Raw genomic sequence first — 20,803 nt, 5'->3', positions numbered from 1 at the left:
AGCTCACTTTTACTTTTTTAATAGAGCCGCTCGGTCTTCAAATTTTATAATTTCTATTTTCGGACTTCCAAAAAGATATGTTTCACTATCCCCAGACGCTTCAATAGATAAGGTGCTTTTAGTCTCTATAGACACTTTAGCTCTTCCTTCGGTAATTAAGGTTGTGTTTTTGGCCGTTAGTTTTTCTCCTTTAAAAGTTGTCGAATTGTCGGCTCTTACCAATAATTTATCAGTATCTCCATCAATTCTTGCCGTTGCTCTTTGGTATAAATCCACGTTGATTTCCGAAGCGTTTATAAGTGCTTCAATGTCACTATTATCATTAAGTTCTAAACTTGCTTTATTGGCCGTGACATTTAATTCAATGTCACTTTTATTACTGTTTACCAATCTAAATAAATCTGCTTTTAACGTAAGGTAAGCTTTAGACGATTCTTTGGTGACTAAAGTAATGTTGTTTAAGTGTAAAGGAGCCATCGACGATAATTCGGCCTCTCCTTTAAGTTCGATAGAGTTTAGAGAGTCCTTGAAAATAACCGTAATATCCAGTTGTTTGTGAGATCTGATTCTTTTTGTCGTATCGAATTTTAAACTTCCACCTTGAACCTCAAATTCTATAACTTGATGTAAATTATCGTCGGCGTCAATTTGTACTGCATTATTAGGGCCTTGCATTAATTTTATTTTAAAATCGTCGCCAATAACCAAACGTTCAAAAGGATCAATTTCGGTAATAATAGAAGTGACATTACGGCTCCCTCTTATTTTTTCTTTTTTCTGGGAATAGCTCGTAAATACTGTGAATAGAGCAAGTAGTGTAACAGGAATATAAGGATTCATTTTTTATGTTTAAATTAAGTTATAAAGATAATCAAAAACCATCCCAAACTTTTAGTAAAGTAAGAAATGGTTTCTATCTTGACGTCAATTTTAGCTGATTTATGTAAATATTACTAAAATAATGACGACTACTAATTTGCCTAATACTATCATATTAATGATATTTTGATTGATATACAACCGTTAAACACTCTTAAATATTATTGATTAGAACTCTCTGAATTGATGTTTATACCACTTTCATCGATAGTAACATTGACGGTTTCGCTTTTTGCTTTTATACCGTCGTCATTTATTTCAAGTGCAGCATTCTGATTTTTAGCTTCTAAACTTTTATCGTTAATTTTAAGTTTCCCATCTTTAGTGTTAATATCTATGTTTACTTCAAAATCGTCGTCTGTACCGTCATTGTCGGCTGGGCAATTTAAACATCGTAAGGTGTTGTTCTCAACTTTTAAATAATAATTTTCCATACCGTTATCTAAAATATCGTTATGTCTACTATCATTTTTGTGGTAGCGGTACGTGTTTTCGTTTGCCAATAGGGTGCTTCCTAGTGGTAAATAGACGGTGATCTCAACCCTCTGATCTCTTTTTTGATGGTCGTTGGGAATAAGCAAATGGTTGTCTAAAACTAATTCGCTATTAGTTATAGTGTAATTATAACTAATGGATTTTGCGCGTTCTTTTGCCACCTGGTAAGTTGCGCCGCGTGCCGTTTTTAAAACTTTAATTTTCGCAACGCTATCTCGTGTAGATTTAATAATTAGTCTAACATCTTGGGAGTACGTCACTTCATCACCATTTTTATTATAACCATAATTAAACGACGTACTTCTATAAAAATTATCGGCAAAATGGTCATTCGCTTTCATAGAAATTACGAGGGTGTCTTTTGCGGTTACGGTTTCTAATTTTTTAATAATTACAACTGGCGCTTTCTCACTATACGATAAACCTTGTCTTGCTCCAATTACAGATAACCCGATAAGAGATAAAATCCATAATCCTAAAAGAGTAAACTTTGCGACATTACCAATAGATTTTAGATTATTCACTAAAATTTTTAAGCCTAAATAAAAGAGCATGAAAAAGGGGATGGCGAATGCGAAAAATAGAAATACTGCAAGTAACCAAAATGGTGCACCGCTGGCATTAGATAAATCCATAATAGTGCTATTAAAAAACTTAGAATGGTCTAAAACACTTACAGAAATTAAACCTACAATTAAAGCAATCACGGCGGCAGCACCTGCAAATAGTAATATTACACCAATAAATTTGGCAAATAACTTCAAGAAAAACATAATGACTTCTGCAATCGTATCGAAAAATGATTTTGAACTTGATTTGATACGGCTGCCGTGTTTTTGTAAATCGACATTTTTTACGCTTTCTGATACATTTTCAAACCCGTCACGAATTTTTTTTTCAATGTTACTAATGGTGACGCGTTCTCCAGTCATTATAATTTTATCTGACGTTGTTTTAGCTTCAGGAATTAAAATCCATAATATAATGTATAAGAAAATTCCTGTACCAAAACCAAACACTAAAAGAATCCAAGCCAAACGAATCCAAATGGCGTTAAGGCCAAAATAATGACCTAATCCGGCAGAAACACCACTAATATAAGAGTTGTCTGTGTCTCTAAAGAGTTTTTTGGAATCTGTTTTTTGATGGCGACTCTGTTTAGGTTCGTCTTCAAAAATTTCATCATCGACCAGATAATCTTCAGGTTGACCCATAATAGAAATAATGGCGTCTACTTCTTTAATTCCAATAACGTGTTTGTCGTGCTTAACGCGCTCTGTAAACAGTTCGGCAATACGCGCTTCAATGTCTGCGATAATTTCAGAACGGCCTTGCGAATCGGTGAATGCCCGTTTTATAGCCTCAAGATAGCGCTGCAATTTTAAATACGCATCTTCATCTATATGATAAAAAATACCTGCTAAATTTATATTGACTGTTTTATTCATTTTTAGTGTTTTTTGAGCTTGTTACTATATTTACAGCGTTTTGCAATTCGTTCCAAGTGGTGGTTAATTCAGTAAGAAATAGTTTTCCGGTTTCTGTTAAACCGTAATATTTTCTGGGTGGGCCAGAGGTCGATTCTTCCCAACGGTAATTAAGAAGTCCTGCGTTTTTTAAGCGCGTAAGTAGCGGATAAATGGTACCTTCTACAACAAGTAGTTTGGCGTCTTTTAAAGTCTTTAAAATCTCTGCCACGTACGCGTCGTCGTCCTTAAGTACCGATAGTATGCAGTACTCTAAAACGCCCTTACGCATTTGTGCTTTTGTATTCTCTATCTTCATTCTCTAAAGCATTTTGTTAAAATTAAACTGTTCATTTTTTGATTTGATTGTATTGATGAAATATTATTTTAAAAAATTAATGGTTAAAGGATAATGGTATATGTTGCCGTCTCTGGCTTTTAAACTCGCTGTAATAATAAATAAGAGTTCTAATAAAAAGCCAATAAAAGCGAGTATACCTATAGAGCCCCCTATGTATAATAATGACGACGGCTTAGTGATGTTAAATTGAATCGTGTCGAATAGGTTAAAATCTAAGAAGTGTAAATTTTCTAATAAACTAAAAGCAAAAAACGGTATAGTAACCATACCAATAATAATAGCGTATAATAGAATGCTTATCTGAAAATTAATAGCTTGCTTACCGTGCGCATCTATAAATTCCGATTTGTCTTTATTGGCTGCCCAAAGAATAATTGGACCTATAAAGTTACCGAAAGGAATAAAAAATCTAGAAAATGTAGATAAATGTATAAATGTGGCTATTGTATTGTGGTTATTCTGTTCCATATCGAAAAGCATATAATAGTTGCTTATGCAAATATATGTCTTTAAGAAGGTATTATGCAATACAAAGTACTGTAAATTAACAAAAGATTAACATAGTGATGGTGTCGCTTTTTTTTGATAGTTTTGATCTCAAACTTTTAAGTAATGAAATTAACACCATTAAAAATAAACCTGTTTAACCTCGTTAAGCTTCCTGCGGTATTCTTTACAGGGGTTAGGGTTAAAGAGATTTCAGAGCGTCATTGTAAAGTTTCTGTGCGACACAGATGGATTAACCAAAACCCGTTTAAATCAATGTTTTGGGCGGTGCAAGGTATGGCTGCCGAGCTAACTACTGGAGCCTTAGTTTTGATGAAAATTAATAAAAGTGGTCGTAAAATATCTATGTTAGTTTCTAATAATAAGGCCACTTTTACAAAAAAGGCTACTGGAAAAATTACTTTTGTTTGTAATGAGGGTGATAAAATTGAAACCGCTCTTAAAGAAACAATAAAGACTGGTTTAGGACACACCTTTTGGATGACTTCTATAGGTACCAATAGCGACGGTGTCGTTGTCTCTACCTTTGATTTTGAGTGGTCTGTAAAAGTGAAGAATTAATTAAACTTTCTATAGACTGTAACAAAAATGTGAATACGATAACCTATAACCATTAAACTATATTATTATGACATCACACGAAATCGATTACAAAATTTTTGGAGAAGAAATGCAATATGTTGAAATAGAACTGGATCCGGAAGAAGGTGTTATTGCCGAATCGGGAAGTTTTATGATGATGGATGATGGTATTGCAATGGAAACTATTTTTGGAGACGGTTCTAAAAACGATTCTGGATTTTTAGGAAAAATTTTAGGGGCAGGAAAACGTATTCTTACTGGCGAAAGTTTATTTATGACAGCTTTTTATAATACAGTTGTTGGTAAAAAGAAAGTGTCCTTCGCCGCTCCTTACCCAGGAAAAATAATACCAATAGACTTAACCGAGTATAAGGGCAAGTTCATCTGTCAAAAAGATGCTTTTCTCTGCGCAGCCAAAGGGGTTAGTGTAGGTATTGAGTTCAGCAAAAAACTAGGCCGAGGCTTATTCGGCGGTGAAGGTTTTATTATGCAAAAACTGGAAGGAGATGGTATGGCTTTCGTACACGCTGGAGGCACAATGTCTAGAAAAGTACTTCAGCCTGGAGAGGTTTTAAGAGTGGATACCGGGTGTATTATTGGTTTTACACAAACCATAGATTACGATATTGAGTTTATTGGAGGGATTAAAAATTCTGTTTTTGGAGGAGAGGGCTTATTCTTTGCGAAATTAAAAGGTCCTGGAGTTGTTTATATACAATCTTTGCCATTTAGCCGCTTGGCTAATCGTGTTCTTGCGAGTTTGCCAAAAGGAGGAAGCAGTAAAGGTGAAGGTAGTATTTTAGGTGGTCTAGGAATTTAATAGATGGAGATAATAGATTTTAAAAGCAAATTTTAAGTTTTTCTTAACTGTTAAAGTTTAATGGTACTGTTTTTATGATGCCTTTTTTCACTACATTTAAACGGACTAATAAACCATTTGCCTATATTACAAATCTACTTTTTAAACTAAAATATTTATAAATTATGTCTAGAGCAATGTTTGAGTACACTAAAATTGTACTTAATAAAGTGAGCTTTGATGCAAACCTATTTTGCAAAGAAGTACAAAAGGCCCTTCAGAGGTTATTACCTTACGAAGTTGAAGAATTAAAGATTTTTATTAGATCTATCATCTCTCAAAACCCAGACTTAAATGCGTGTTTAATATATTTAAAAGCATAAAAAAAGAGCGACTTAAATAAGTCGCTCTTTTTTTATGCTTTGAAAGTGGTGAATGTACTACTTAAGAGTATCTTTCCAAAAAGAAATAAATAAGATTCTGAAAAAAAATATTTTGCATATTACTTTTTTTAGCTTTCGCTTTGAGGCCCATATATCATATTGGTTATGTGGTTTATTTTGAGTGGAATATAGACTATATCATAGAAACCTATTGTGCAAATAAAACACAACTAGAACTAGAGTGTAATTGTAAATGTCATTTGGCAAAACATTTAACTTCTGCTAGCGACACCGAAATAGGCGACGATGGAATTATAACCCTCGCAGAATCTTTCTTTCCTGTGTATTACAGTATGTATCCTGCAATAGAATTTAAAATGCCTAACTATTTTTTATAAAAAAGAATTAGTTTTATCACAGACACAAAATTCTAACTATAACGTTGTGTACACTCACTCTAAACCTCCAATAGTATAAGCTTCACTTCCGCTTAAATAGTTTAAATCTTAAAGTATTGTAAAAGAAAAGTGTCTAATTATCATTCGTACTCACGTGGTGATCATAATAGGTATGGTCTTCGTTCTCGAAGAGTAGTTATTTGGTATACCTCTTAAAAAAATAGGCACGATAACTAACGTATTTGTATACGTTATAAGTTTAGCCTTACAGTCAATTCGCATTAAATAACATTAGATAATAATGCGGTTTTACAACAACTTTTCTATTCGTTTAAACGATTTAAATTCAACCTTAAAAAACTTCAATATCGTAACGTATATTGAAGCACACCTTAATACTTCAGAAAAATAAAATTAGAATGAAAATTATATTATAGTCGTTTTTTTTATGGCTACTAGCTTATTAAGCGCTCAAAAAAACACGTTAGAAACAAGCACCGGAAAATGGAAAGGCAGCAGACCTGATGGACACGCTACAATTTCTATTATGGCCGACCATACGCACAGTAAGGGAGAAATGATGTTCTCTTATAGATTTGGCGATGGCAATGGCAATGGAAGATATAAACAGCGGGCGGCATACAAGTTCGCCTTCACGTTTATTGATGTCAAATGGTGGTAATTATATGGTAGCGCCCGTAAAAATGCCAATGAATATGCATATGTTAGGAGCAATGTATGCCCCTACTAATCGTATTACTTTATCTGTAATGGCAAATTATATGGCTATGGAAATGGATCATATAACGGCTACAGGAGAAACGTTTACTACAGAATCGGCTGACTTTGGTGATACCAAATTAGCAGCGTTGTACAAGTTGTTTAATGCGAATAAAAAGCAATTACACGGTAAAGTTGGGTTTCTTTACCGACAGGAACGATAGATAATAAAGATGTTACTCCGGCGTCGGGAGGTCAGGAAATGGTATTGCCTTATGCTATGCAAATGGGTAGTGGTACGTTTGATGCTGAATTAGGCCTAACATTTTTAATTCAAAACGATATGGTATCGTTTGGTTCTCAGCTTAACACGGTAATTAGAATGGCAGATAATAGCAATAACTACACCCCAGGAAATAGTTATAGCCTTAATAATTGGTTTGCTGTGAATGCGACAAATTGGTTAAGTTTTTCAGCAAGAGTGGAAGGTATGTTGGTTGAGCAAATTAAAGGCTCAAATTCAGATTTAAACCCAATGATGATTATTACTGCCGATACTTATAACTCTGGGGGTACTTTTATCAATTCAGGTTTAGGCTTTAATTTATTAGTGCCTTCAGGAACGTTTAAAGATTTTCGTTTAGGTTTTGAATATGCTATTCCAGTCCTTCAAAATGTAAATGGTATACAATTACAAACTAATGAAACTATTACTTTAGGTTTGCAGTATGCGCTTTAGGATATTCTAGTTTTTAATATGAAAAAAGCGACTCTAGGGTCGCTTTTTAATTTATTTAGGTAACGGACTAATTATTTTTACATTCTGAAAGGCTATTGCTCCCCTAATAATGCCGGAAATAACCTCCTGTAAAGCGTCAATAATTTGCATTTTTAATTCACTTTTATGATAAATTAAGCTCACTTCTCTGGCTGGTGAAGGATCGTTAAATAGGTGTAAGTTTTGTTTGCCTACTTCACTTAAATCTAAAGTGTGTAAATAGGGTAGTAGGGTCATTCCTAAACCTTCATCAGAAAGTTTAATTAATGTTTCTATACTTCCGCTTTCTAGTTGAAAGCTAGAGTCGTTCTGTGTTTTTAGCGCTTTACACAAGTTAATAACACCATCTCTAAAACAATGTCCATCTTCTAATAAAAGCATATCGTCTATATCTAAATCTAAAGTGTCAATCTTTTTCTTTATACTTAAACGATGGTTATTTGGTATGTAGGCTATAAAAGGTTCATAATATAAAACGCGCTCTTTTATAGTATCATTTTCTAAAGGAGTTGCAGCAATAGCTGCATCTAAATGCCCTTCGTTAATACGTGTTATAATATCTTCGGTTGTGAGTTCTTCAATTATTAATTTTACTTTTGAATGCTTTTTTAAAAACGTTTTTAAAAACATTGGAAGCAATGTAGGCATCACTGTTGGAATGATACCTAATCGAAATTCTCCACCGATAAAACCCTTCTGTTGATCTACAATATCTTGTATTCTAAAAGATTCATTAACAATATTTCTAGCTTGATGTACAATCTTTTTTCCAACCTCAGTTAATTCAATAGGTTTTTTTCCTCTATCAAAAATTAAAATATCTAGCTCGTCTTCTAGTTTTTGAATTTGCATACTTAAAGTAGGCTGGGTGACGTAACATTTTTTTGCTGCTTTAGTGAAATTTTGTTCTTCTGCAACAGCCAAGACGTAAGAGAGTTGAGTGATTGTCATTATTAGTATAGTTTTATTCTATAAAAATATAAAAACTATCGATAAATCTTATTATAATTAACAGTTATTTAATCACTAAGTTTACAATAGTAATAATAATCATAAAAATAAAACATAATGGCATTAAACAGTTTAGGATTAGACAGCAAGAAAACGAAAGATTTAGCTGAAGATTTGAATAAATTATTAGCGAATTTCCAATTATATTATCAAAATTTAAGAGGTATTCACTGGAATATTAAAGGGAAAAACTTCTTTGATTTACACGTTAAATTTGAAGAGTTATATACTGATGCCAATCTTAAAGTAGACGAAATAGCAGAACGTATTTTAACTTTAGGAGAAACACCCTTACATACATTTGATGATTATACAAAAGCGGCAAAGGTTCCAGTAGGAAAAAATATATCTAAAGATGATAAAGCGGTCGAATTAATTGTAAATTCTTTGACTGAATTATTGAAAATAGAACGTTCAATTTTAGAGAAATCTGACGATGCGAACGATGAGGGAACAAACTCTATGATGAGTGACTTTATTACAGAACAAGAAAAAACACTTTGGATGATGAATGCTTGGTTAAACCATAGTAGTTAAGTCTAATTAAATACACAATGAAAGAGCGATTATAAAAGAATCGCTCTTTTATTGTTTACAACAAGATATTGAGAGTAATATCTTCAGTCGTTACTTCAAATTTTGCGTCGCTAAATTGTGGCGGCCCAAAATTCATTGCATTGTTCGAAAGGCCATAGTCTTCCTTAGGCATTCCGTTAGGGGTGAAATCCATTTTTCCGTTATTATTTTCATCGTGTAAAACTAGAATGGCATATTCTCCCGCGGTTACATTATTAAAAGTAACCTTAATTTTCCCCTCTATAATTTCAATAGCGCTCTTTTGAAGCGCTTCAGTTTTCATAAAGGTGTTTTCTGTATGTAAGCCTAAAAGTATTTTACCAGTATCGTTTTTAATGTTGTTAATGGTAATCGTAATAGTATTGTCACTTTGCGCCCAACAACTTATTGAAAGACTTAGACAGATAATAAAGAGTAGAATTGATTTCATGATTTTTGATTTTAATTAATAGTTCAATCAAAGATTAGAAATAACAAGCTGTTCACACAATTAATAATACTGAACTGTGGCTTTTTATTACTGAACAGTACCGCTAATTAATAACAAATATCTCTACACGTCTGTTTTGTAAACGCCCCTCGGCTGTAGTGTTGTCGGCCACAGGGTTCTCTTGACCATAACCTTGAGAAGTAATTCTACTATCCTCAATACCTTTAAATAATAAGTAATCTCTTACTGACTGTGCACGTTGATTTGACACTGAAAGGTTTGTTTCTTTATTACCGGTATTGTCTGTATGTCCTGCAATGTGAAATCGCATAAATTTCTGAATCGCCATTATTTTTACTACTTCATCTAAGGCTACAGTAGCATTCGTGGTTAACGTAACCTTTGCATTATCGAAAGAAATTAGTTTTGCTAATTTATTTAATTCTGAAGTTACGGCTTGCTTAATATCATTATCTCTAGATTGTTGTTGCTGTAATTTTGTCGCGGCTTGTTCTCGAGCTTCCTGTTCTAGATCTGGGCACCCACCATTCTCTCTAAGGCCAGGGACTTCTGGACATTTATCAAATCTATCGTCTATGCCATCATTATCGCTGTCACGTCGAGGACAACCATCGTCATCAATAGCACCTTGTTCGTCGGGGCATAAATCGTATTTATCTGGCGTACCGTCGCCATCTCTATCTGGACAACCACTTAAATGAGGAGGTCCAAAATCGTTAGGACATAAGTCTTCAGAGTCTATTACCCCATCACCATCTTGATCTGGACACCCCGCAGTTTCAATCCTTCCAAATAATTTTGGACACTTATCTTTATCGTCGTTTATGCCATCGTTGTCAGTGTCTTTTAAACCAAATCGATAACTTATGCCCGCCGAATGCTGGAAATGTTTTAAACCATATTCTTCAAAGGCGTGTTTATATTGCGTTTGTAGTGTAAACCCGAAACTTGACGTTAACCAAATATTTAGGCCGACACCTCCATTTACAGTTGGGGAGCCTACGGTGTTTAAACTGAGGTTATTAGTGTCTAACCACGTGTATCCACCTCCAATAGTAACATAAGGATCTAAAGTATATAGACCGCGGGTTAGGTGGTATTTAAACATACCATCTATAGAAGCATAAGGGTACTCTTCTTCTAAGTTTTTATAATTTTCTGATATTGAATTTATAGACGCGACACCTTCAAAATAAAATCTATTTGTTATGAGGCGTCCTACCGATAAACGAAATCCGCCTGCGTTCCAGTTCCACGTTTTAAACCGGCCTTCTTCGCCAGTTATATCGCGAACAGGATTGTTTATAATATTGGTCCCAAAACTAGCTGTCCAAGGATTGTTTTGTGTTTGAGCATTGACATTATGAGCACCGAAAGTGCATAATATGGCGATAAGTAGATAACCAAAAGGCTTCATTTTGTTGTGGGTTAAATTAATAGCCTTAACAAGATATGCTAAAAAAAAGAATATCTAAAAATAAAAGAGTGATTTGTGGTTTAACTGCTAATAATGAGGGTAAACGTTCAATTATCGCTTATAATAAGCCTCTTGCTTTAATTTCTAAATACTTATTAATAGTATTTATAGTTAATTTTTCGGGTGCAGTTAAAACGCTTTGTATGCCGTATTTTTTTAGCTCTTTAACCATTAATTTTTTTTCGTAAGAAAATTTTTCGGCTATCGTTTTATGGTAAATTGCCTGAAGATCTTCTGCGTGTTCAGAAATAATAGTGTCGAGTTCTGTGTTTTCAAACAAAACAACAACTAAGAGATGCTTTTTAGAGATGGCTTGTAAATAAGGAAGCTGACGTTTTAAGGCACTAATATGTTCGAAATTTGTATATAAAATAACTAAACTTCTATGCGTCACTTTACGTTTTAATTGCGCATATAATAATCCGTAATCGCTATCATAATACTGTGTATTTATATTGTATAAGCGCTGTAAAATAACATTTAAATACGTTGGTTTTTGAGAGGCTGGCAAAAACGATTCTATGGTTTTCGAAAAAGTAAGCATCCCTACTTTATCGTGCTTTTTTAAGGCCACATTACTAAATGCAAGAGTTGAATTAATAGCGTAATCTAAAAGCTTTAGTCCGTTAAATGGCATTTTCATAACCCGACCGGTATCGATAATAGAGTAAATAGGTTGCGATTTTTCGTCTTGGTATTGATTCACCATTAATTGTCCGCGTTTTGCTGTCGCTTTCCAATTTACCGTTCTAAAATCATCGCCCTTAACGTAATCTTTAATTTGCTCAAATTCTGAAGTATTACCAATACGGCGTATTTTTTTTAGTCCAAATTCGGTAAGCTGATTGCTAATTGCTAAAAAATCGTATTTCTGCATTTGTACAAATGAGGGGTATACCGCAACCATCTGTTCATTTTGAAACTGATATTTGCGCTTTACTATTTTTAAACGTGAAGATACATACACGTTTAAATGGCCAAAATAGTATTCGCCACGTTCTACCGGGCGCACATCGTAATTAAAGTCTAAAGTCTGATTGGAATAAACCGATGCTTTATATGAGAAGTCTCTTTTTTGAAACTGTACAGGCAATTCGTCGATAACATCCAATTCTGTAGTAAACGGGTAACTGCTTGTTATTGTAATAGGGACTAAATTGATGTCGCTATTAGAAAACTTATCGGGTAACAATCGCGCTGCTTTTATGGCGTTGGTATAGCGGTAAAGAATAAACAAATCAACAGTAAATAAAATAGAGATAGTTAATACCAAAATCCAAGCAATAGGGTATAGAAAAGGAATCCAAAATGATAATAAAAAGCCTGCCGAAGCACTTGCCATATAGACAAAAAAGGCTTTGTGCAAGTATAATGATTTTATAAATTTCATTCGTTTTGTGGCTTCAGCTTTACAGCGCTTTATTATCTTGGGACTTCAACAGATTGCTCTATCATATCAATTACATTTTCTGTAATCATTCCTTCCATTTCGCGCTCTGGAGTTAAAATAATTCGGTGATTAAGTACTGGTTTTAGTGCTTTTTTTACATCTTCAGGAATTACAAAATCTCTTCCGTTAATGGCCGCAAATGCTTTTGCTGTATTTAAAATCGCCAGCGATGCTCGTGGTGAACCACCCAAATATAAATGCGGATGATTTCTCGTTTTATACACTAATTGAGCAATGTATTTTATAATTTTTTCTTCAACTAAAACAGCTTGAGTTTTCTGTTTGTATTCTTTTAAATGTGTTGTATCTAAAATAGCATTTATAAGCGTTTGTGGTTTTGTACCTTTGCGATCGTGATGCGTTTGTATAATTATAATTTCATCTTCTAACGACGGATAGTCCACTTTTATTTTAAACAAAAAACGGTCTAACTGAGCTTCAGGTAAAGCGTATGTTCCTTCTTGCTCGATTGGATTCTGAGTGGCTAATACCATAAAGGGTTCTTCAAAAAGATAAGTGGTGCCGTCGACAGTTGCTTGGCGTTCTTCCATCGTTTCAAATAAGGCTGCTTGCGTTTTTGCTGGTGCACGATTTATTTCATCTATTAAAACAATATTCGAGAAAATAGGGCCCTTTTTGAATTCGAATTCTGATGATTTCATATTTAAAATCGAAGTTCCTAAAACATCACTCGGCATTAAATCTGGCGTAAATTGTATCCTACTAAAATCTGTTTTTAAAACTTTAGCAAATAGCTTAGCGGTTACCGTTTTAGCAATTCCGGGTACGCCTTCAATTAGCACGTGGCCATCGGCAAGTAGGGCTACAATTAATAATTCTACAAAGGTATCTTGACCTACAATTACCTTTCTTAACTCGTCTTTTATATCGTCTACAGCACTTTTTAGTGTGTCTAATTGAAGTCTATCATTAAACTCTAAGTCTTGATTTTCCATTCGTTGTTGGATTTAAATAGTTCTATTGAAGTGTTTAATTTTTGTAACAGTTCAACGCTTGTTTTTTCTTGGTTGGCAATTGTTTCAATAGTATTAAAAAGCGCTTGCGTATCTTGTATTGTATTGTTACTTCTTGCTGCCAAGTTAGTAATAAAAGTCTCGTTTATTGTGTTGGTGTCTAAATGTAAATGGGTACGAATGTACTCTAATAAGTGCTGGATTTTGTGCGTTGCAATATCATGGTTTTTACCATTTTCGTAATACATATTTGCAATGGTTCGCGTAAAATCTACAGTCTGATTACGTAACGGTTCTACCACAGGAATAGCACGTTGTTTACGTTTTCCTTCGAAAATAACATAAAATAGAACACCAATAAGCATAAGGTAATACGCCCATTTTAAGTGGTCGTTATTTAAGAATACATGCATGGGCGAGGTATTTACTTTTTTACCAGATTTATAATAATTGTCGTAATACAAAGGTTCTGTTGTATCCAAATAAGACATAATACCCGCGGTAAAATATTGATTAGGAGACTTTAAAATGAAATAATTTGTAAAGGCCTGCGGAAACAAACTTAATATAATTGTACCCTCTCCAAAGGACTGTTTAATGGTATTTGGATACTTTGGGTTATTAATAGTAGGGTTATCATTTGCATTATTTACAGAGGCAATAACTTGGGTTTGTAGGCAGTCAATTTTACTGAAATAATGTATAAAATTTGCTTTATCAAATATAAAGGCATCTGTGTTTTTATACAATTTTTTATTGTTGAGGTGCAACTGAAATGTATTCTCTATATTTTTAAAATTACTAATTACGTTTTGGTCTAAACCTAAGGTGTCTAAAATGTTTTCTCCAAATTGAGAAGACGCCACTACCAAGGTGTTTCCTTTCGCCGTCCATTCTAAAAGACTATGTAATTCGGCTTCATCAAAATTAATGGCACTGTTAGAAAAGAAGTAGGTGCCTTTAATTGTGTTGTTTTTAAGATATTCGTAAGGAGGGCGATCGACTTCTTTAAGGTTTTCGTTACCAATTATGCGCTCCAATTGATCGTGAAAGACATAGGTGCCAAACGGTATTTTATGATGCTTTGTATACGAAGGGAACCAATTTATTTCTTCCGGTTTTGAATACTCTGCACCCACTAGTAAAATAATAACTAGCGCTGTTAACCCAACATATATTTTGCCTTTTTTATCCAATGTGATGAATTGTTAGTTTACTTAATTGGCTAAAAGGTAATTTTAGACTTTCAAATTTTAAAGCATCAATAGTAAACGAGCCATACCACACATAATCGTAAATTTTAGTAATATGCTTAAAGTTTAGTTGGATCGTTTCATCTTCAATTTCATCGATATAATCGGCATTGGTTTTATCTTGCTCCCAAATAATAATCTTATGTTCAGAGAGTTCTTTTAGTGCTAAGAGGTAATTGTATCGAATCGCTAAGCGATAGTTTTTTTGATTGATAGCGTCGTTTATTAGCGCGTTGATATCTTCGTTTTTTATGATGTGCTCTTCATCTGCAAACGCAAATTCTGGCGCTTTTTGTTTTCCTTGAATAATTGATGTCGCATTTACCTTTAAGAAAAACTTTATGAGAAGAAATATAAGAATACCAAGAATAACATACGGAACAACATTAAATATAAATTTAAAAATCCCAGAAGCCGCCGTGTTACCAAAAAGGGCATCCATAATTTGAAAAAGAGCGTTTCTTAACCATCGTTTTAATTTAACAAACCAATTATCGGCAGCTTCAAGTTCTGTATAATTGAAACTTTTATTCCCTTTATAGTCTTCAAGATCGGTTTCTGTAATCTGCTGTTTTTGAAAATAGGGCGTCTCTTTGTCGTAGACAGGATTATCTTGTCTTGCCAAAACGACCAAACTAAAAAGCAGGAATAGAAAAAGAAACTTTAAATGGGGCATTGGTTATTCAGTTTTTCCTAAGGAATCTATACGATCGAACGTTCCTGAAAAGTTTTTCTTTTCATTAATATTAAAGTAAATAAAAACTCCTGCAATAATTGAGATAAAATTCAGAAAGTATTTAAGCGCATACGATAATACGTTTAATATAATGTATACCGGATCTTGGAACATTGTTATTTGCGCTGCAGGGTCGCTCTCACCAGAGAATATTCCCATTTTTAATAAACTGTAAATTGCTGCCGGTACGCTAAAAATTGAACCGATAACACCAACGATAATCGCCACAACAACAATAGTTAAAAAGGAGATCCACCATTCGTTTTTAATAAAACTAAAACTGTTACTAAACGCATCAGTTACACTTTGGCTTTTAAATACCATTAATGAAAATGATAAACTTAAAGGGACCAGCATATAAACGCCTGGAATAACACAGAGAGCAAACCCAAAGCCGAGAACTATCCCGACTAAAACCCCTAATCCTACGAAATTCCAGAAACTGTTTTTTACGTCGTCTTTTACCTGACTAGTATTTACTACACCGCCATTTTCTACATACGATTTAATGTAGTATAACGCAGTAGAATGTGCTAAAACATAAGCAATAACACCTGTAATTATTAAAATAAGAACGGTGGAAAACATAGCGATTAAGGTTGGTGTTTCACCTGAAAAAAGCGTATCGTTAGTTATTAAATTTGACAAATCACCTACGGTGTAAAAGTAAAAGGCTAAAGCCGCAAACATTACCAATAAGTAAGGTAAAACTACTTGAAGAATTAATCCAAAGAAAGGCTTAAACTCGTTTCTAATAAAATTAAAAGTATCAGTTATTATTTGTCCTAAATCGCGTTGAGCTTTAAATTCAATGTATGGTTTCATAATTAAATAGGGGTGTGGTTAGTTTGGTTTAATTGTAGTGTTTCTTTTTTATATAATTGAATAGGGTAAATAACGTAGTAAAAAATAATAAGACCTAACGATGCGCTAATTATTAATAGCGCGAGCCAATCGGGCATTTCGGTATGTCGGGTAACAAAACCTTCTAAAAAGCCTGCAATAATAAAAAAGGGTATCGTACTCATTAATATTTTTAGTCCGTTTTTAATACCGCGTTTAAACGATTCTAAGCGGGTGTACGTTCCGGGAAAAAGCATTCCGTTTCCAACGACCAGCCCAGAGCATCCGGCCACAATAACAACCGATATCTCTATCGTACCATGAATCCATATTGTGCGTGCCGACTCCCAAAGCAACCCTTGCTCGAAAAAAAAGTATTGGAAACTACCCAGCATAATACCGTTTTGCATCATAATATACAGCGATCCAATACCTAAAAGAATACCGTAAGCAAAGGCAAAAAGGGCTACTTTTATATTGTTAAGCGTAATACCTAAAAACATATTAAATTCTCCTTGTTCTTTGTAAACGCCCATAGGGTCGCCTTTTTCTATGTTGTCTAACGTCATATTTACATAACCATCACCCAGAAAAGCACGTACAAAATCACCTTCGTTAGCCGCCGAAAAGGCACCAACAATTACAAATAAAGAAAACACTAAAAAAGCAATAAGCAGTTCGCGATGGTGTTGCTTAAAGAGTTGAGGACATTCTCTAGTGAAAAAAGTAATCAGTCTGTTTTTTGGTTCTTTTTTGGTTTTATAAATTTTTTGATGCGCTTTCGAAGCCAAATCATTTAGGTATAAAACAGTATTGCTATTGGGGTAAAATGTTTTAGCATAACTAAGATGGTCGGTAACTTCGATATACAAATTAGAAAGATGGTCTGGTTGAATAGTGATATTATTTGAAAGAACACTTTCAAATGTTAACCATTTATCCTTATTTTGCTTTACGAAAGCTGCTTCGCGCATTAATTGAAGTATTAGCTAACAAAGAAAAGAAAATATGAAGGAATTTCAAATAGAAACCGCTCAAAATGTAGCCATTCATCAAAATGCAGCCCCCCTGCTCGATCGTATGCTCGGTTATATCATAGATAGCTGCGTCATATTTTTTTACGGTTTTTCTGCAATACTACTTTTAAGGGCACTAGATTTCGATTTTAGAGATGCTTGGGCTATTTATTTATTAGTCACTTTACCTGCGTTTTTATATTATGTCCTGCTTGAAACGTTTTGGGATGGACTTACCATAGGTAAATTTGTAGTAAAAACGCGAGTGGTTAAATTAGACGGGTCGAAAGCGGGTTTCGGGAATTATTTTGTACGATGGATTTTAAGATTTGTAGATATCGTTTTAACTAGTGGCGCTTTGGCGGTAGTTACGATTTTAGTAAAAGGTAACGGACAACGATTGGGTGATATTGCTGCGGGAACGACGGTTGTTTCTGAAAAACGAAAAGTAAGCATTAACGATACTGTTTTAAAAGATATTGCACCCGATTATAGACCTAAATATGCGCAAGTGACGTTGTTTTCAGATTCAGAAATGCAAACCATTAAAAATTTGTACGAGCAAGCGATTAGGCAAAGGCAGCACAACGTTATTAATAAATTGTACGACCGGATTGTTACAGTGATGCAAATTGTACCTAGCGAAACACCAATAAATTTTATAAATACAGTAATTAAAGATTATAATTACTACACTCAAAACATGTAATGTTCTACATCATCGATATTTTAGGTACTATAGCTTTTTCAATCTCTGGAGTTTTAGTTGCATTAAACAAAAAAATGGATCCGTTCGGGATTTTCATTATTGCTTTCGTTACTGCCGTTGGTGGTGGTACTTTAAGAGATATTCTTTTAAATGAAACGCCTGTATTCTGGATGAAAGATATGACGTTTATTTATGTTGTAGCTTTTACGGCAAGTATAACGATTATCATTAAAAATAAAATTGATTATCTACGTACCTCATTATTTCTCTTCGATACTATTGGTATTGGATTGTACACCGTTGTAGGGGTAGAAAAAGGAATTAACGCCGGTTTACACCCTGTTATCTGTATTGCTTTAGGTACTATGTCGGCGTGTTTTGGAGGTGTTATTCGTGATATTTTGTGTAATGAAATCCCTATTATTTTTAGAAAAGAAATTTATGCTACGGCTTGTATTTTAGGAGGTATAGCTTACTTTTTATTATCTGAGTTGCCTATTAATGGCGATTTTGTCTTTGTTATTGCCGGTTGTGTTGTTATTTTTGTACGGCTTTTAGCGGTGAAATTTAAAATTAGTTTACCTAATATATACGGTGAGAAATAGTGAAGCGAGTTCTTTTCTGCGGAAGGCCTATAGGTATATTACATAGAATAGTAAACTATGTTACTTAATTTTAAATTGTTGCAGTATTAATTTTTGATATAAAAAAGACTTGCACTATCATCGATAATGCAAGTCTTTTTAGTTTATAATAAAAGAGATTGTTATTACTCTTCCTTTGAAACAGGGAAACCGCGATCTCTCATTAGTGCTTCAATTTTAGCATCTCTTCCTCTAAATTTTCTATACGCTTCAGCAGGATCCATTGCATTTCTAGGCGCAAATAAATACTTCACTAATTTATCAGAAAGTGCTTTGTCGTAAAAACCACCCGGCGCATTTTTAAACGCTTCTGCAGCATCGCTTGTTAGCACATCAGCCCACATATAACCGTAATAAGCAGTGGCATAGCCTTCACCAGAGAATACGTGTCCAAAATGCGGTGTTCTGTGACGCATTGGTAATTGCTTTGGCATATTTAATTCGGCTAAGGTTTGGCGTTCAAAATTATCAATATCAATAGTTTCAGGATCTGCTAAGTGTAATTTCATATCCATTAAAGCGGATGCTAAATACTCAGTAGTATCAAAACCTTGATTAAAGGTAGAGGCTTTCTTTATTTTTTCAACTAACGCTTCAGGAATAGATTCTCCTGTTTCATTGTGAACTAAGAAGGTGTTTATTACTTCGTCTGTAGATAACCAACGTTCTAATAATTGCGATTGAAATTCTGTATAATCTCTAACGCCACCATTTAATGTTGGATAGGCTACATTAGAAGAGAAAAAGTGTAGCGCATGACCAAATTCGTGGAAAAACGTTTCGGCATCGTCCCAAGAAACAAGAACAGCTTCTCCCGGAGCAGGCTTTACAAAGTTAGAGTTGTTAGACGCGAGCACCGTTTCTTGTCCGTCGAAAGTAGTATGACTTCTATAAGTGGTCGCCCAAGCACCAGAGCGCTTTCCTTGTCTTGCAAACGAGTCTAAATACCAAAGGCCGACGTGTTTTCCTGTCGTTTTATCGGTAACTTCCCAGACATTTACGTCTTCGTGAAATACAGGAACGGTGCCTTCTTCAACCGGCTTAAAATCGTAATTAAATAAACGACCAGCAACATAAAATAAAGCGTCAGTAAGTTTATTTAGTTGTAAGTATTGTTTTACTTCCTCACTATCTAAATTATATTTTTCTTGACGCACTTTTTCAGCATAATAACGATAATCCCAAGGTTCTATAATAACAGCATCATTATTTTTCTTAGCAATCGCTTGCATATCGATAACCTCCTCGGCAACACGCGCAATAGCAGAAGGCCAAACGGCCATCATTAATTCCATAGCATTTTCAGGGTTTTTAGCCATACGGTCTTGTAAGCGCCATTGTGCGTAATTGTCGTAACCTAATAATTCAACACGCTCTCTTCGCAGTCTTAAAATCTGAGCAATCATCGTATTATTATCGAAAGCATCACCATTATCTCCACGAGAATAATAATTATCCCACACTTTTTCTCTTAAGTTTCTTTCGGTAGAGTAGGTAAGAAAAGGATCGACAGAGGATCGCGTATTGGTAATGGCATATTTTTCAGCCTTACCATTATCTTTAGCTATTTTCGCGGCAGATTTAACAAAGCCCTCAGACAAACCACCTAACTGATCTTTTTCTAAATAGGTAATATAATTTTCTTCATCGTTCAATACGTTGTTTGAAAAATCGGTGTAGAGTGTCGATAATTCTTTATTAATATCAGCATAACGTTTCTTTTTAGCGTCGTTTAATTCTGCACCATCCATTTCAAAACGTTTGTATATTAAATCTAATACACGTTGTTTTTCAGATTCTAAAGGTGTTTTTTCAGCCGCTTTATAAACTGTTTTTATACGTTGAAATAAAGCGTTGTTTTGATTGATTTTAGAGGTGTACTCAGATAATTTAGGAGCTAGCTCACCTTGAACCTCTCTAAATTCTGGAGAACTCATATTACTACTAAAAATACCGTAATAAGAAAAGACGCGATCTAATTCTTTGCCTGCGCGTTCTAAAGCTGCAATCGTGTTTTCGAAGGTAGGTGCTTCAGGATTATTTGCAATCGTCTCAATGTCTTTTAAACCCAAAGCCATTCCAGTTTCCATAGCTTCTTTAACATCGCTTACTTTCATTTTATCGAATGCAGGGACACCATCGTAGGGGCCGGTCCATTCTTGTAATAATATGTTGTTACTCATTGCGTCACTTTTTATAACTAGTTTTTCAATATTTTCGGAGTCTTTCTTACAACTCGTTGCCGAGACTAAAAGACTAAGAACTACGGCTTTTACGTATGGTTTCATAGTGTGT

General features: G+C 34.2%; 23 protein-coding genes and 1 pseudogene. 10 read left to right on the top strand and 14 right to left on the bottom strand.

What is annotated here, in order from left to right; translation table 11 throughout:
• Positions 1 to 9: 9 nt before the first annotated feature.
• The 4 genes from ES676_RS04180 to ES676_RS04165 form a co-directional block, all read right to left on the bottom strand.
• The gene (locus tag ES676_RS04180) at positions 10 to 840 is read right to left on the bottom strand and encodes a GIN domain-containing protein (protein WP_148368785.1); all 831 of its coding nucleotides are present in this window, start codon (positions 838 to 840) and stop codon (positions 10 to 12) included.
• A 200-nt stretch (positions 841 to 1,040) separates the two neighbouring features.
• Positions 1,041 to 2,822 carry a PspC domain-containing protein gene (locus tag ES676_RS04175; RefSeq protein WP_148368784.1) on the bottom strand — a complete coding sequence of 594 codons (1,782 nt, stop codon included), beginning with the start codon at positions 2,820 to 2,822 and terminating at the stop codon, positions 1,041 to 1,043.
• Positions 2,815 to 3,159: a PadR family transcriptional regulator gene (locus ES676_RS04170; protein ID WP_148368783.1), complete on the bottom strand. Its 345-nt coding sequence runs from the start codon at positions 3,157 to 3,159 to the stop codon at positions 2,815 to 2,817. Before ES676_RS04170 ends, ES676_RS04175 begins: the two co-directional genes overlap by 8 nt.
• Before the next feature lie 63 nt (positions 3,160 to 3,222).
• Positions 3,223 to 3,681, bottom strand: a complete 459-nt coding sequence (locus tag ES676_RS04165) for a DUF4870 domain-containing protein (RefSeq protein ID WP_246130296.1) — start codon at positions 3,679 to 3,681, stop codon at positions 3,223 to 3,225.
• A 132-nt stretch (positions 3,682 to 3,813) separates the two neighbouring features.
• Between ES676_RS04165 and ES676_RS04160 the strand changes: the two genes are divergently transcribed.
• The 7 genes and pseudogenes from ES676_RS04160 to ES676_RS14925 all read left to right on the top strand — a co-directional run bounded on the left by ES676_RS04160 (position 3,814) and on the right by ES676_RS14925 (position 7,329).
• The gene (locus ES676_RS04160; protein WP_148368782.1) at positions 3,814 to 4,269 is read left to right on the top strand and encodes a DUF4442 domain-containing protein; all 456 of its coding nucleotides are present in this window, start codon (positions 3,814 to 3,816) and stop codon (positions 4,267 to 4,269) included.
• 67 nt (positions 4,270 to 4,336) lie between these two features.
• A pseudogene (locus tag ES676_RS04155) lies at positions 4,337 to 5,133 on the top strand (TIGR00266 family protein).
• Positions 5,134 to 5,274: 141 nt separating this feature from the next.
• Positions 5,275 to 5,472 carry a hypothetical protein gene (locus ES676_RS04150; RefSeq protein WP_148368781.1) on the top strand — a complete coding sequence of 66 codons (198 nt, stop codon included), beginning with the start codon at positions 5,275 to 5,277 and terminating at the stop codon, positions 5,470 to 5,472.
• Positions 5,473 to 5,612: 140 nt separating this feature from the next.
• Positions 5,613 to 5,870 carry a hypothetical protein gene (locus tag ES676_RS04145; protein ID WP_148368780.1) on the top strand — a complete coding sequence of 86 codons (258 nt, stop codon included), beginning with the start codon at positions 5,613 to 5,615 and terminating at the stop codon, positions 5,868 to 5,870.
• Between the two features lie 448 nt (positions 5,871 to 6,318).
• Complete coding sequence (locus ES676_RS14935) at positions 6,319 to 6,552, top strand: hypothetical protein (RefSeq protein WP_215731636.1); 234 nt, start codon at positions 6,319 to 6,321, stop codon at positions 6,550 to 6,552.
• Positions 6,553 to 6,580: 28 nt separating this feature from the next.
• Positions 6,581 to 6,814 carry a hypothetical protein gene (locus ES676_RS14930; RefSeq protein WP_215731635.1) on the top strand — a complete coding sequence of 78 codons (234 nt, stop codon included), beginning with the start codon at positions 6,581 to 6,583 and terminating at the stop codon, positions 6,812 to 6,814.
• Positions 6,815 to 6,852: 38 nt separating this feature from the next.
• Positions 6,853 to 7,329, top strand: a complete 477-nt coding sequence (locus ES676_RS14925; protein WP_215731634.1) for a hypothetical protein — start codon at positions 6,853 to 6,855, stop codon at positions 7,327 to 7,329.
• 51 nt (positions 7,330 to 7,380) lie between these two features.
• Here the strand turns inward: ES676_RS14925 and ES676_RS04135 are convergent, their stop codons facing one another.
• A complete protein-coding gene (locus ES676_RS04135) occupies positions 7,381 to 8,319 on the bottom strand; it encodes a LysR family transcriptional regulator (protein WP_148368779.1) in 939 nt (312 codons plus the stop codon).
• Positions 8,320 to 8,436: 117 nt separating this feature from the next.
• On the opposite strand from ES676_RS04135, the gene ES676_RS04130 reads away from it, so the two are divergent.
• Positions 8,437 to 8,916 carry a Dps family protein gene (locus tag ES676_RS04130; RefSeq protein WP_148368778.1) on the top strand — a complete coding sequence of 160 codons (480 nt, stop codon included), beginning with the start codon at positions 8,437 to 8,439 and terminating at the stop codon, positions 8,914 to 8,916.
• Positions 8,917 to 8,971: 55 nt separating this feature from the next.
• Here ES676_RS04130 and ES676_RS04125 read toward each other — a convergent pair whose 3' ends face one another.
• From ES676_RS04125 to ES676_RS04090, 8 genes are all read right to left on the bottom strand, one after another.
• Positions 8,972 to 9,385, bottom strand: coding sequence for a DUF2141 domain-containing protein (locus tag ES676_RS04125; protein ID WP_148368777.1), 414 nt, complete (start codon positions 9,383 to 9,385; stop codon positions 8,972 to 8,974).
• A 103-nt stretch (positions 9,386 to 9,488) separates the two neighbouring features.
• Positions 9,489 to 10,823: an OmpA family protein gene (locus tag ES676_RS04120; protein ID WP_148368776.1), complete on the bottom strand. Its 1,335-nt coding sequence runs from the start codon at positions 10,821 to 10,823 to the stop codon at positions 9,489 to 9,491.
• A 118-nt stretch (positions 10,824 to 10,941) separates the two neighbouring features.
• Entirely contained in the window at positions 10,942 to 12,273 is a 1,332-nt protein-coding gene (locus ES676_RS04115; RefSeq protein WP_148368775.1) for a DUF58 domain-containing protein, read from the bottom strand.
• Between the two features lie 32 nt (positions 12,274 to 12,305).
• Entirely contained in the window at positions 12,306 to 13,289 is a 984-nt protein-coding gene (locus ES676_RS04110) for an AAA family ATPase (RefSeq protein WP_148368774.1), read from the bottom strand.
• Positions 13,271 to 14,503: a DUF4350 domain-containing protein gene (locus ES676_RS04105; RefSeq protein ID WP_148368773.1), complete on the bottom strand. Its 1,233-nt coding sequence runs from the start codon at positions 14,501 to 14,503 to the stop codon at positions 13,271 to 13,273. The genes ES676_RS04110 and ES676_RS04105 overlap by 19 nt, the downstream gene beginning before the upstream one ends.
• Complete coding sequence (locus tag ES676_RS04100) at positions 14,496 to 15,236, bottom strand: DUF4129 domain-containing protein (RefSeq protein ID WP_246130294.1); 741 nt, start codon at positions 15,234 to 15,236, stop codon at positions 14,496 to 14,498. The genes ES676_RS04105 and ES676_RS04100 overlap by 8 nt, the downstream gene beginning before the upstream one ends.
• A 3-nt stretch (positions 15,237 to 15,239) precedes the next feature.
• The gene (locus tag ES676_RS04095; RefSeq protein ID WP_148368772.1) at positions 15,240 to 16,121 is read right to left on the bottom strand and encodes a hypothetical protein; all 882 of its coding nucleotides are present in this window, start codon (positions 16,119 to 16,121) and stop codon (positions 15,240 to 15,242) included.
• 2 nt (positions 16,122 to 16,123) lie between these two features.
• Entirely contained in the window at positions 16,124 to 17,113 is a 990-nt protein-coding gene (locus tag ES676_RS04090) for a stage II sporulation protein M (RefSeq protein WP_148368771.1), read from the bottom strand.
• Between the two features lie 34 nt (positions 17,114 to 17,147).
• On the opposite strand from ES676_RS04090, the gene ES676_RS04085 reads away from it, so the two are divergent.
• Together ES676_RS04085 and ES676_RS04080 are read left to right on the top strand one after the other, a co-directional pair.
• Positions 17,148 to 17,864, top strand: coding sequence for an RDD family protein (locus ES676_RS04085; protein ID WP_148368770.1), 717 nt, complete (start codon positions 17,148 to 17,150; stop codon positions 17,862 to 17,864).
• Complete coding sequence (locus ES676_RS04080) at positions 17,864 to 18,469, top strand: trimeric intracellular cation channel family protein (RefSeq protein WP_148368769.1); 606 nt, start codon at positions 17,864 to 17,866, stop codon at positions 18,467 to 18,469. Before ES676_RS04085 ends, ES676_RS04080 begins: the two co-directional genes overlap by 1 nt.
• Positions 18,470 to 18,633: 164 nt before the next feature.
• On the opposite strand, the gene ES676_RS04075 is transcribed toward ES676_RS04080, so the two are convergent.
• Positions 18,634 to 20,796 (bottom strand): M3 family metallopeptidase, encoded by a 2,163-nt coding sequence (locus ES676_RS04075; RefSeq protein WP_148368768.1) that lies wholly within the window; start codon positions 20,794 to 20,796, stop codon positions 18,634 to 18,636.
• Positions 20,797 to 20,803: the final 7 nt, after the last annotated feature.

Origin of the sequence: Bizionia saleffrena (genome assembly GCF_008086175.1) — a bacterium.
Lineage (GTDB): Bacteria > Bacteroidota > Bacteroidia > Flavobacteriales > Flavobacteriaceae > Bizionia > Bizionia saleffrena.
Note: the sequence above shows the minus strand (reverse complement) of the source record. Positions and strands in the feature narration are given on the sequence as shown.